A 12,524-nucleotide genomic window follows, 5' to 3' on the forward strand; every position below is an offset into this window, starting at 1 on the left:
ATCTGGTACCATTTCAGATCCCTGTAATATCAACTGTTCAGCTTCAAAAGCCGTGCATTGATCGCGACAATGATCGTACTCAGTGACATAAGGACGGCACCGAGTGCAGGGCTAAGTAAAATGCCGATACCGAATAACACACCGGCAGCGAGCGGTATGGCAACAGCGTTGTAACCTGTTGCCCAAAACAGGTTTTGGATCATTTTGCGGTAGGTGGATTTGGCTAATTCGAGAATGGACAATACATCGTTCGGATTGTTGCGTACGAGGACGATGTCCGCTGTTTCCACTGCGACATCCGTACCAGCACCGATGGCGATGCCGACGTCGGCTTGAGCAAGTGCTGGCGCGTCGTTTACACCGTCACCGACCATGGCGGTAATCAGACCGCGCTGTTGAACTTCCTTGATTTTTTCCGCTTTTCCGTCCGGCAGGACCTCAGCGAAGTAATCGTCTAGTTCCAACTGTTTCGCAACCCACTGGGCCACTTGTTTATTGTCACCGGTCAGCATCATACACTGTACACCCTGTTCCTTTAACGCCTGAATCGCCCTTTTCGAATCTTCACGGATGATATCGGCGAGAGCAATGCTTCCGGCGGGTTCTTCACCGACCAGAACAAAGACAACCGTCTTACCCTCGGCAGAGAGTTCAGATAAAGTATCCTCATTAAATGGGATATCGTGTTCGCGCAAATACCCGGGGCTAACGACTTTGATGTCCCGTCCGTCTACGGTTCCTTCCAGCCCCTTGCCGGTTAACGAAGAAAAGGAATCGACCTCCAGTAGTTTCGTCTTTCGTTGCTCGGCCTCACGCACAATCCCCTGTGCAATGGGATGTCCGGATTGAGCTTCCAGCGACGCTGCCCATTGAAACACTTCATCTTCGTCAAAGTCACCGAAAATGTCCAAATTCGTGACACCAAACTGTCCTTCCGTTAACGTTCCAGTTTTGTCAAACACGACTGCCTCAAGATTGCGCGCACGTTCGAAAGCAGCCCGATCCCGGATAAGGAGGCCGTTTTTGGCCGAGAGGGCGGTGGAAGTGGAGACGACGAGCGGCACGGCCAAACCAAGGGCGTGGGGGCAGGTAATCACCATGACCGTGACCATCCGTTCCACGGAAAACGCAAAATCGTAGCCGAGTACCAGCCAGATGAATAGTGTACCGAACCCCCCAACTAATGCCACCATGGTCAGCCAAAACCCGGCCCGGTTGGACAAGTCCTGGGTTTTGGAACGGCTTTTTTGCGCTTCCTCTACCAGACTGACCACTTGGGACAGATAGCTGTCTTCACCGGTTTTATCAATCTCAATCGTGAGCGCTCCTTCCCCGTTAATTGATCCCCCGATGGCGGTATCGCCCTGTTGCTTTTCGATTGGAGTCGATTCGCCGGTTAACATCGATTCATCGATGGTCGTGTGACCTTTGATGATTGTCCCGTCTGCCGGTACTTTTTCGCCCGGTTTAATTAGAACCCGATCCCCTTGTTGCAGTTGTTGGATGGGGACGTCCGTGACTATGCCGTCATCCTGCAGCAGATGAGCTTCTGTTGGCATGAGTTCAACTAGCTCTTCCAGCGCACGGGACGCGCCCATGACCGAGCGCATTTCCAGCCAGTGTCCTACCAGCATAATGTCAATCAACGTGGCGAGCTCCCAGAAAAACATTTCCCCTTTCAGGCCAAAGACAACAAGGCTGCTGTAACCGTAAGCGACGGTAATCGCCAGTGCGATCAAAGTCATCATGCCGGGTTGTTTTGTTTTCAACTCATCGGCCATTCCGCTTAAAAACGGCCAACCGCCATAAAAGAAGATAACCGTAGATAAAGCGAATAAAAGATACAAATCTCCGCTGAATCGCCAAGCATTTCCCACGCCGAGGAACGATTGAATCATCGGTGATAAAGCGAGGATGGGAATTGTCAAAACGAGCGATATCCAAAACCGCTTTTTAAAGTCGGCGATCATGTGTTCATGATGATCGCCATGTCCATGACCTCCGTGATCGCCATGATGGTGTCCACTGTGATCATGATGGTCTTCGTGGTGTTGTTCGTGATTCGCATGGTTCGTATGATGCCCTTCTTGGTGATGGGTGTGGCTACCGGAGTGATGGCTTCGGTGTTGTTGGTTGGATGGATGATTGTCCACGGAATTCGTCTCCTTCGTCTATCAGTGTTCCTATCGTATTATTTTCCCACTTATAATTGTTATCAAACAACATCAGCGGACGCAAATATGTGCAAATTTCTTCACACTTTCTACATAAATCTTTACTATACTCAGTCCATATAGTTGTACAAGAGGGGTGAGGGTATGCGTGGGAAAAATGTTTGGGTCGGGATCGTGATTATTTTGCTTATCGTTGGTGCAGTCTTCATGAATCAATCAAGGGAGGGTCAGCAACAGACAGCGAAAGTGGTTGAACCTGACCGCGATGTGAAACCACAAGAAGGATTTGCTGCCCCTGATTTCACGTTACAATCTTTATCAGGTGAGACGGTTCAGCTATATGAAAACAATGGGAAGCCTTCTTTAATCAACTTTTGGGCTTCTTGGTGCCCACCTTGTAAAGTGGAAATGCCCGATTTACAAGAGGCATATGATACGTATGGGGATCAGGTTAATTTTCTGATGGTCGATTTGACGTTTAATGATGATCTGGATGAGATGACACAGTATATTGAAAGTAACAGCTTCACCTTTCCAGTTTTGCTAGACGAGACAGGGGATACGGCAAGCCAATACCAAGTTGTCGCAATTCCTTCAACATATATCGTAGATAAAAATGGCATTATTGTATCGAAAGTTCAGGGAGCGATGTCTCGTGAACAAATTCAAGACACGATGAAGCGACTCACAAAGTAAGCATAAGGGGTGGAAGTTTTCATGGGAGCAGATCTGACATTATGGTTAGCGTTCGGTGCGGGGTTTTTGTCGTTCATTTCCCCTTGTTGTCTTCCGTTGTACCCGTCATACATTTCATATATTACGGGCATTTCAGTCAATCAATTAAAGGGTAACAAGCAGTCGTTTGCCATGCGTAAACTGACGATGATCCACACGTTGTTTTTTATTTTGGGTTTTTCCATCATTTTTTTCGCACTTGGATTGTCGGCATCCTGGATCGGGCAGTTCTTTACCGGCAACCAAGATATTATCCGCATGCTCGGTGGGATTTTAATTATCGCTATGGGGCTTTTTGTGATGGGTGTTTTTAAACCTGCTTTCTTAATGCGTGAAAAGAAAGTGTCTATTAATAAAAAGCCGACCGGGTATTTAGGTTCTACACTCGTGGGCATTGGTTATGCGGCGGGGTGGACACCGTGTGTGGGGCCGATACTGACATCGGTTTTGCTGCTCTCTGCTACTAACCCCACACAAGGAATTGCCTATATTACGGCTTACACTCTCGGTTTCGCCATTCCATTTTTTATCATGGCGTTTTTCCTCGGGCGTACCAAATGGATCTTAAAGTATTCCTCAAAATTGATGAAAATTGGTGGCGCCCTGATGATTGTGACGGGAATCCTGTTATACACAGATCAAATGACACGGATCACCACCTCGTTAATTCGTCTCTACGGAGGGTTTACTGGGTTTTAATTTTTGTCACGGTTCAAGACAGAAGAGGGGATAAGCGGTGTTCGAACCACGGGTGATTAGCGTTGGCAGTTTCTTGCTTCCATTATCGCTATTAGTCATTGTCTTACTAGCTTTTCTATCAGTTAAGGCAAGTGAACGGTTTTCACCGCAAAGGGAGAAAATCGGCAAAACAGTGAGTGACGAGCTTCCGACGTTGCTACTCATCTATGTACTGGTATACAAGTTTGGACCTGCCGTTTTTGACTTAGGACGGGTCTTTCAAAACCCGTTTTTATTGTTATACAGTTCGGGGTCCTTTAAATCCGGAGTCATGGCAATATTGGTTATGATCGTTTGGCTATGGTACAAGCTTAGAAAATCCCCCACGTTTGGCAGATGGTGGATGTACTTGCAGTGGCGGGATTGCTCATTATCGTGGGATATAACGTGATCATTCGTGATCTCGGGGAGACAACCTCGCTTTGGTGGGGTTGGGACGGGGGAGAATACCGTTACCATCCGCTCAATGTTTACCGGCTTGTCATGTTGGTTCCGTTTTCTATCTGGCTGTTACGAAGATGGAGGCAGTTGACACCTGGGCATGTCTCTGGTTGGGTCTTCATTTCGGTCGGTATGGCTTATACATTAAGTTCATTTTTAGATTTTAGCACGAATGATTTAGTCGCCGGCTTAACAACCGAACAGTGGTTAGGTCTAGCGTTAATTGTTGCCGGATGGGGTTTGCAACTGTTGTTGCCAAAAAAATTATAGATATTTAGCGAACAAGAGACCTCATAAAACCTCCAACTTTTCCTCACAGTTTTAACACAATTTTTGTCTATACTAAAGGCATAAGATGATCCCATCCAAAAGCGAGGTGAAACAGTTTGTGGAATGGTTAACCCTCTTAATCCTTTTGGCTTGTCCGCTTATGATGCTGTTTTGTATGAGAGGTATGCACGGCGGAAAAAAAGGACACGCTCACCATCACAGTAACGGGGATGAAAAACAAACCCTCACGGCAAAAGGGGAGGTTTCCCAACAGCAATGGGAGACCCTTCAAACACAAATGGCTGCATTAACAGAAGAGAATCGCCACCTAAGGCAAGAGGTCGAATCGATGAAGGTCTCCCAATCCACTCCGAATAAAATGAGATCTCCCTTTAAAAAGGACGTATCATGATCGGGAACGGCAAGGGAGTATGTATAACAGTATCTTTCTAGTTGCTTAAAATAAACTTGATCGAAAGGAGTAAGACAAGATGAAAAAGAAAACAGCATTGTTGATGTCATTTGCTTTAGCCATCGTGCTGGTAGTGGGGCAAATTGCCTTTGCTCACGGAGAAGACGATAATGGTGGCATGGGGATAATGGATGGCAATGGCATATCTGGAATGATGAACAATGCGAACATGGGGCAAATGATGGAAGCGATGAATTCCCCGGAAGGACAAGAAATGATGAATGCTTGCATGAATTTCATGCAATCCCAAAATAATGACACGAGTTCGTGAACCAAGGAACAGCCGAATGGAGCTGAGTATTAGTGGGCAAGTGGTTCCCCAGATGGTATGATGCATTGATGGAACCTTTGGAACGGCGGGGTATTCGGAACATTCGCATTAGATTGCTTCAAAAGGCATGGGGAAATGTGCTGGAAATCGGTTCGGGAACAGGATTGAACTTCCCTTATTACGAACAAGTAGAGCAAGTGACTGCTATCGACCCAGAACCACTCATGGTGAAACAATCGATGCAACGTGCGGAACAGGCCCACGTTCCGATTAGAGTTAGGAGGGCCGAGGCAGAAGCGCTCCCCTTCGCTGACAACCTCTTTGACACCGCCGTGGGAACGTTGGTACTATGTACGGTTCCAGATCCGAACAAGGCATTGGCGGAAATTCGTCGTGTCTGTAAACCAGGTGCCCCGGTTCTTTTCTTCGAGCATGTTCGCTTGGAACACCCATTGCTTGGGCGGTTGCAGGACGGGTTAACTCCCGTGTGGAAACGCCTTTGTGACGGCTGTCACTTAAACCGCAACACATTAGAGCAAATCCAACGAGCAGGATTCAAAACGACCGTTGTCGAACCGCATTATAAAGGAATCTTTCTCGTTATAGAAGCGGTCAATGAAAAAGATATCGGAAAACAGTGATTAGACTATAAAAACCGGGCAGATCAAGAACGGGCGTTTTCGGTTCTTGATCTTTTTTTATGGATTCAACTGGTTCCCTATTTTGTCAACGCTTCCCCATAAATTCTTCACAAGTTCGTGTTATAAAAGTGGAATAGATGAAAAAATACAGCCTGTTGTTTGTAGTCGATCAAAACAAGATGCGGCGAATAACGAAAACTAATGGGGGGCTCAAGTAAATGTATGACTGGATCAGTCGCATGAGTGCTATTATAAGCGAGCCGTTTTTCAATCTGTTTTTTGGGGTGGAATGGCCGGTATTGGGTGCATTATTGCTCGGTATTGTCGGCTCACTCGCCCCTTGTCAACTAACTAGCAATGCAGCGGCACTAGCATATACGACGAAACGTTTTCAGTACAAAAAGAGTGTTATGGTTGAACTTATGGCATTCATTAGCGGCAAGATGATCGTTTACTTCGGTATTGGGCTCATTGCCATGATCCTTGGTGCCCAGCTACAACAGCAACTTATCCCCATCTTTGTCTGGGCCCGCAAGCTGATTGGGCCTATTCTTTTACTAACTGGCTTAGTTCTGGTCGGCTGGCTGCGCTTTCGAACGCTAAACGCATCATTATCTTCGCGTATCCAGAACTGGGCGGAACGTTACGGGGGAGGGAAAGCAGCCTTCGGGATGGGAGCGGGATTTTCCCTCGTGTTCTGCCCAACCATGGCGACACTTTTCTTTGCCTGGCTTTTGCCAATGGTGATCAGTACTTCCTTCGGATGGGTGTTGCCCCTGATATTTGCGATCGGGACCTCCGTGCCGCTAGTGGTGTTGGTTCTTATAGCCGGTGTTACTGGAATGGACCGGCCGTTACTTCGTCAATCACGAAAGGTGGGAAGATGGGTGACGGTAGGGATTGGCGCTGTCCTAATCGTCATCGGTGTTTTTGACACAATAACGTATTGGACATTTTAGTACGAAGAAGCAACTGAAATCTGTTTCCTTCAAACATCAGCCACAGTTTCATCATAAAAACTTCACACTTGTTTGTTAGTGTTGAAAATGGAAGGCCGCATGGGAGAGGAAAGTCGTTATTACACACCCCACAAATATATTGTTTAATATGGAAAAAATGAGGAAGGCGGTGCGGTGATGAGTGTAAAAACAAAGTTGACAATTGTGGTCAGCCTGATCGTTGTCGTAATCGCAACACTTGTCGTCACAAATCTGGGGGAGGCTGCGACATTTTACATGACCGTTGATGAGTTTGATGAAAAAAGCGTTTCAGCTTCGGCGAAGCCTGTCCAGATAAGTGGAGAAATTGTCGGCGATTCAATTGAATGGGATCCAGAGAATACGCTACTTACGTTTGACCTTCGAGGTGCGCAACAAACGGACAAAACAGTTTCGATTCGTTATGAAGGTGTGAAGCCTGACATGTTAAACGATGGTTGGGAAGCCATTGTCGAAGGCAATTTAAATGATGACGGCGTCTTTGTTGCAACCGAATTGCTCGTCAAGTGCCCTTCGAAATATGAAGCAATGGAAGAGGAGGAAGGCGGAACGTGATGGGTGAAATAGGGCGCTGGGCACTTATTTTTGCCTTGATTATCGTTGTCTATGCGGGGGTGGCGCATCTCATAGCTATCAAAAGTGGAAATAAGCGTCTGTTACATAGTGCTAAAAATGCCGTGCTCGTCGTAACAGGTTTAACGACAATAGCGTCAAGTGCCCTCATTTATTTACTAGTGACCGATGACTTTAGATACCAGTACGTCGCACAATATACGAGCACGGATACATCACTACTCTACAAAGTAGCAGCGTTCTGGGGAGGCAATGCCGGCTCGCTTCTTTTTTGGCTCTGGATTTTAACCATATATACAGCGCTTGTCACTTGGTCAAAACATAAAGACAGTCACCAGTATTTACCGTGGGTCTCCACTGTCATGCTCACAATCAGTTTGTTTTTTGTGTTTTTGGTTAACTTCGTTGCGCAGCCTTTTGCTTTGGCAAACGAAGTCGTGACAGAGGGAAGCGGATTAAATCCGTTGCTGCAAAATCCAGGAATGGCCGTACACCCTGTCATGCTTTATCTCGGCTATATCGGTTTTACGATTCCGTTTGCTTACGGGATTGCCGCGTTAATTTTGAAAAAGGCGGACGCGACTTGGCTGAAGGTCACGCGGCGCTGGACACTTGTGACGTGGCTTTTTTTAAGTATGGGGATCATTTACGGGGCACAGTGGGCGTACGTTGAACTGGGCTGGGGTGGCTACTGGACTTGGGATCCGGTCGAGAACGCCTCTTTCTTACCGTGGTTGACAGGAACGGCCTTTTTACATTCCGCAATGATTCAAGAGAAAAAAGGCAAGTTAAAAGGCTGGAACATTTCATTAATTGTGTTGACGTTCATGCTGGTGATATTCGGAACCTTTCTAACACGTAGCGGATTACTGTGGTCGGTACATGCGTTTGCCAACGGCCCGATCGGTGCTTATTTCCTTGGTTTAATCGGGGTTGTTCTCATTGTTTCGCTTAGTTTGATTTGGTCGCGGTGGTCACTTTTGAAGGCTGATCAAGTGCAATATGAGGCTGTTGTCTCAAAGGAAAACAGCTTTTTAATTAACAATCTGTTGCTTGTCGGGATCATGTTTACTACATTTTTTGGCACCATTTATCCCATCATTTCTGAGACATTGACAGGAACGAAGGTCATGGTTGGCGCCCCGTATTTTAATCGGGTGAACGTCCCCATCTTTATCGCCTTAATCTTGCTCATGGGGATTTGCCCGCTGATTGCATGGAAGAAATCAAGTTTACGGACGGTGCGCAAAAACTTATTTCTCCCTTTAATCGTAGCGCTCCTGACTGCATTCGTACTGTTTGCAATGGGCGTAAGCGAATGGAGAGTCTTCCTGTCGTTGACCGTTGCTGCTTTCGTTTTGGCAACCATTTTTCTCGAATTTGCTTTGGCTGTTCAGGCAAGAGTAAAATCGACAGGGGAGAATCCGTTTCTTTCATTGTATATGCTTTTTGTAAAAAACCGCAGAAGATACGGCGGCTATATTGTTCACTTCGCCATTATTATGATTGTCATCGGCTTGACAGGTGCGGGTTTCTACTCTCTCGATCTGCAGAGCAGTATTGCCCCGGGCGAGACAATGCGGGCGGGGAACTACACGTTACAATACCGCAACATCGATGAAGTAACAACACCGGCAAGGAATACGGTTTATGCGGAGTTCCTCGTGAGTAAAGGCGATAAGCTCCTAGGTGCCGTCCGTCCGAAAAAAGTTTTCTACACAAATGGAAATCAGCCGTCAACGGACGTATCGGTTGTGAGTTCATTTACGGATGATTTATACGTTGTTTTAAACGGTTGGATTGAAGACTCGGAAAAAGCGGTCATACAGGTTAAAGTCTTTCCGCTCATTTCCTGGGCATGGTTTGGTGGTTATGTGCTCATTTTCGGCTCATTAATCTCGCTTTGGCCAGGCAAGAAAAAGCGGCGTTCATTCCGAACGCCAAAAGCAATGGAGTCGGTTCTCGATGGTTAAAGTGAAGCACCTGATGGCTTTGGTCATTTTGGCTTTTTTGATGATGGGTGGGCACGATGCATGGGCAGCAGGGAATGCCCCATCACAAAAAGTGCCTGTTTCAAGGGCAGACGTGCTGGACGTCGCCAAGGAGATTCACCCACCCGGCTGTACGCACTCGATGACAGCCGACTACTGTACACTGACCACCGCCTATGAGACGAGAGCCGAAATTGCCGAGTTGCTCGGTCAGGGCATGAATAAACAGGAAGTACTGGATACGCTAATTGCCAAATACGGGGAACGGATACTAGCATCGCCACCGGCGAGGGGTTTTAACCTACTCCCCTGGGTTTTACCCGGGGTTAGTATAGTGATCGGTGCGGCTGCCGTTACTTTTTTCGTTCGCAGCTGGGCGAATGGAGAGGAGGACAGCGGCAACAGTTCGGAAAGGAATAACTACACGGTTTCTCCGGCGGATGAGCGAGATGTACAGGAAGAGCTTAAACATTGGATTTAAGGATTGAACCAGAGTGTTGCCAAGAAAGGAGAATGGACCATGTCGACATCAATGCTTATTATCGTAGGGATGGCTATCTGTGTATTGGCAGTTATTTTATATCCACTCTTTATAGACACCGGGCGACAAAAGGGCGATTTCATCGAAAAGTCTGATTGGGAACAGCGGAAAGAAGAGGTCTTCTTACAGTTGTCAGATTTAGAATATGATTACCAGATGGGAAAGCTGTCCCAACACGACTATGAAACTACAAAAGCGGAATTAACCGCGGTTGCGGTACGCTATACGCGCGAAGAAGAAACAGATCTGGATAACGTCTCCCAATCGGTCGATCAGGAGATTGAGCACTACTTATCTGCGAGGGGAGTGCAGAATGAACATTAGAAGATGGTCAACTGTCGTCTTCCTGTTTGCCTTATTTTTTTCGTTTTCACCGTACGCTTATGCGGACGGAACGTACCCCGTAAGGATAACGAGCCAAAAAATGATCGTGTACCCGAGTGACGTGAACACAGTCAATATCGTGCAAAGTATGGATTTTAAGAACACCGGTACGGAAAAGGAAACAGAATTGCCGATCTACTTACCCGAAGGGTATAGCAACTTGGAATTAAGGGGCGGCTTAGCGGAAGCGGACATGGAGAAGACGGAGAATGGAATTGTTGATACGTCCGGATTGGATGCGGGCGAGGGTAAGCTGATTATCGTTTCTTACCAAATGCCGATGGAGCAAAACGTTTCCCAATGGACAATCACACAATCTTATGTGACAGAAGATGTGCAAGTGATGATACAGCCCGGGATTTTATCGTTTCAGGCGACTGATCTTGTCACGCAATCGCAGCTGATTGAAATAGACGGACAAGAGTATCGCAGATTCACCCGTCTGGATCTGCATCCGGATGTTCCGTGGACGCTTTCCTTTCGTTTAATCGACACCGTGGAAGGTAATGAATCGGAGACGACCCCATCTAAGCCGTCCGCAGGGAGTGCTGTTATTGATCCGAGTGGGGAAAAGTTCACCGAGGACGGCATCCCGATTATTGGGGCCGAGCATGAACGTGTCTTTTTTAAAACGGCTTTTACTTTTGGAACGATTGCTGTCGCTTTATCCGCTGCGTTGATCGGTTTACGGCGGGACCGGCAGTCCACAATCGTCGATGTGAAGAAAAGGAGCAGACCTTGGCTGCATACACAAAAAGAACAGCTGCTTAAGCAAATGTTCGATTTGGAAAAGGACTACCACAACGAATTAATCAGTGAACAAACATATGAGTCGGTAAGGGCCAAAATTCGCAGCCAAATAATCAAAATTACCGCAGAACTGCAGCAAAGGTAATGACCATGATCGAGCTACAAAACCTTGCGGTCATTTTAAATGACAAAGTTATTCTACGTGCGCTCAATTTTTCTTGGCACAAGGGAGAGACAGTCGCCCTTGTCGGGGCAAACGGTGCTGGGAAAACAACATTGTTGAAAGTACTCAGCACGTTAATCAAACCGACATCCGGCAAGTTGAAGTTGGCAGACGGTGTCACGTCGCAACAGTGGAGACGTCTGTTCGGTGCGGTATTTCAAGAATCGTTTTTGTACGATGAGCTTTCTGCACAGGAAAATTTGCTTTTTTATCAACAATTGTATGGTGACGCTGACCGAAGAAAAACGGAGTACCTGTTGCAACTGGTAAACCTGCTTAATGTGAAAGATGAGAGAACAACGGCGTTCTCCAAGGGCATGAAGCAGCGACTGTCGATTGCACGAGCTTTAATTCACGAACCGATGTGTCTGCTGCTGGACGAGCCGTTTGAGGGACTTGATCTCGCATCAAAAAAAACGATTGAAGCCGTATTGCATGAAAGGAAAAGAGCCGGAGCAGGCTGGATTCTCGTCAGTCACGATATAGATGATGCGTGGCGATTATGTGATCGGGTTGTGTTTCTCCATGATGGAACGGTTCTGCTCGAGCAGCCATGTCATGAACAACAATTTGCGTCCTTTCTTACGTATTACAAAAAGGTACTGGAACGAGGATGACGATGCAATTTCTTAGACAGGCAGCCTTAGTTCTGCAACGGGATATCACGATTGAACTGCGGCAAAAATCACTGCTCGTTTCGATGATTGTTTTCTCAATTCTCATCCAAGTTGTATTGTTCATTTCTTTTGATGTGCAAAAAGAGGCGATGCAAACGTTGGCAGCAGGGATACTATGGCTGCCGATTATACTCTCGGCAATGATCAGTTTTAGCAAATATGCAAAAGCGGAAAAAGAAAATGGGGCGATGCACGGCATGCTCGTTTCCCCGATCAACCGCGGTGCGATGTTCCTCGGCAAGCTAATGGGAAATTTAATTTTCGTATCGATGGTGGGCGTTGTTTCCGTCCCGGCCTTTTTCCTGTTCCTGAAGCAGCCCCCCCTTCTTCCACAGCACTTTTACTGCTCACCCTTTTTTTGGGTAGCTGGGGCTTTACGGCTATCGGCGTTTTTCTCGCCAACTTGGCTGAAGCAAGCAGTTTGAAAGAATTGCTCGTTCCGATTATGTTGTTTCCAATGTCAGTACCGCTCTTAATTGCGATTATACGTTTAACAGAAATGGCACTTTATCCGACAGTTGAACTCGGGATGTCTCTGTGGATCGTCCTTTTAATCGCGTATAATGTCCTTTTTACGGTTGTTCCTTTGTTGTTATTCGATGTGTTACTGGAGGTATAAGCATGGCGAGGAAATTAATTGTACCC

Annotated in this window: 16 protein-coding genes; 15 read left to right on the forward strand and 1 reads right to left on the reverse strand. The window is 46.7% G+C overall.

The genetic code is table 11. From position 1 onward, the window contains the following. Positions 1 to 29: 29 nt before the first annotated feature. Entirely contained in the window at positions 30 to 2,153 is a 2,124-nt protein-coding gene (locus B0W44_RS07870; RefSeq protein WP_228441592.1) for a heavy metal translocating P-type ATPase, read from the reverse strand. A 165-nt stretch (positions 2,154 to 2,318) separates the two neighbouring features. Between B0W44_RS07870 and B0W44_RS07875 the strand changes: the two genes are divergently transcribed. From B0W44_RS07875 to B0W44_RS17740, 15 genes are all read left to right on the forward strand, one after another. Then, entirely contained in the window at positions 2,319 to 2,870 is a 552-nt protein-coding gene (locus tag B0W44_RS07875; protein WP_077719586.1) for a TlpA family protein disulfide reductase, read from the forward strand. Positions 2,871 to 2,891: 21 nt separating this feature from the next. Continuing rightward, complete coding sequence (locus B0W44_RS07880; RefSeq protein ID WP_077719587.1) at positions 2,892 to 3,608, forward strand: cytochrome c biogenesis CcdA family protein; 717 nt, start codon at positions 2,892 to 2,894, stop codon at positions 3,606 to 3,608. Positions 3,609 to 3,983: 375 nt separating this feature from the next. Then, positions 3,984 to 4,358: a hypothetical protein gene (locus tag B0W44_RS07885; protein ID WP_169835477.1), complete on the forward strand. Its 375-nt coding sequence runs from the start codon at positions 3,984 to 3,986 to the stop codon at positions 4,356 to 4,358. A gap of 118 nt (positions 4,359 to 4,476) precedes the next feature. After that, positions 4,477 to 4,770 (forward strand): DUF2933 domain-containing protein, encoded by a 294-nt coding sequence (locus B0W44_RS07890; RefSeq protein ID WP_149026959.1) that lies wholly within the window; start codon positions 4,477 to 4,479, stop codon positions 4,768 to 4,770. Between the two features lie 79 nt (positions 4,771 to 4,849). Beyond that, on the forward strand, positions 4,850 to 5,101 hold the full coding sequence (locus B0W44_RS07895) for a hypothetical protein (RefSeq protein WP_077719590.1): 252 nt from the start codon (positions 4,850 to 4,852) through the stop codon (positions 5,099 to 5,101). Between the two features lie 32 nt (positions 5,102 to 5,133). Further along, complete coding sequence (locus tag B0W44_RS07900; protein ID WP_077719591.1) at positions 5,134 to 5,742, forward strand: class I SAM-dependent methyltransferase; 609 nt, start codon at positions 5,134 to 5,136, stop codon at positions 5,740 to 5,742. A gap of 218 nt (positions 5,743 to 5,960) precedes the next feature. Continuing rightward, on the forward strand, positions 5,961 to 6,701 hold the full coding sequence (locus B0W44_RS07905; RefSeq protein ID WP_077719592.1) for an urease accessory protein UreH domain-containing protein: 741 nt from the start codon (positions 5,961 to 5,963) through the stop codon (positions 6,699 to 6,701). 177 nt (positions 6,702 to 6,878) lie between these two features. Continuing rightward, entirely contained in the window at positions 6,879 to 7,295 is a 417-nt protein-coding gene (locus B0W44_RS07910) for a cytochrome c maturation protein CcmE (protein WP_228441655.1), read from the forward strand. Next, on the forward strand, positions 7,295 to 9,286 hold the full coding sequence (locus B0W44_RS07915; protein WP_228441656.1) for a heme lyase CcmF/NrfE family subunit: 1,992 nt from the start codon (positions 7,295 to 7,297) through the stop codon (positions 9,284 to 9,286). The genes B0W44_RS07910 and B0W44_RS07915 overlap by 1 nt, the downstream gene beginning before the upstream one ends. Beyond that, the gene (locus B0W44_RS07920) at positions 9,279 to 9,785 is read left to right on the forward strand and encodes a cytochrome c-type biogenesis protein (protein ID WP_077719595.1); all 507 of its coding nucleotides are present in this window, start codon (positions 9,279 to 9,281) and stop codon (positions 9,783 to 9,785) included. The genes B0W44_RS07915 and B0W44_RS07920 overlap by 8 nt, the downstream gene beginning before the upstream one ends. Before the next feature lie 69 nt (positions 9,786 to 9,854). Further along, positions 9,855 to 10,169: a hypothetical protein gene (locus B0W44_RS07925; protein WP_169835478.1), complete on the forward strand. Its 315-nt coding sequence runs from the start codon at positions 9,855 to 9,857 to the stop codon at positions 10,167 to 10,169. Continuing rightward, positions 10,159 to 11,124, forward strand: coding sequence for a hypothetical protein (locus tag B0W44_RS07930; protein ID WP_077719597.1), 966 nt, complete (start codon positions 10,159 to 10,161; stop codon positions 11,122 to 11,124). Before B0W44_RS07925 ends, B0W44_RS07930 begins: the two co-directional genes overlap by 11 nt. Positions 11,125 to 11,129: 5 nt before the next feature. Continuing rightward, positions 11,130 to 11,819, forward strand: coding sequence for an ABC transporter ATP-binding protein (locus B0W44_RS07935; RefSeq protein ID WP_169835479.1), 690 nt, complete (start codon positions 11,130 to 11,132; stop codon positions 11,817 to 11,819). Further along, entirely contained in the window at positions 11,816 to 12,304 is a 489-nt protein-coding gene (locus tag B0W44_RS07940) for a heme exporter protein CcmB (protein WP_077719599.1), read from the forward strand. The genes B0W44_RS07935 and B0W44_RS07940 overlap by 4 nt, the downstream gene beginning before the upstream one ends. After that, positions 12,283 to 12,498, forward strand: coding sequence for a hypothetical protein (locus B0W44_RS17740; protein ID WP_228441594.1), 216 nt, complete (start codon positions 12,283 to 12,285; stop codon positions 12,496 to 12,498). Before B0W44_RS07940 ends, B0W44_RS17740 begins: the two co-directional genes overlap by 22 nt. Positions 12,499 to 12,524: the final 26 nt, after the last annotated feature.

Origin of the sequence: Novibacillus thermophilus, assembly GCF_002005165.1 — a bacterium.
GTDB classification, from domain to species: Bacteria; Bacillota; Bacilli; order Thermoactinomycetales; family Novibacillaceae; genus Novibacillus; species Novibacillus thermophilus.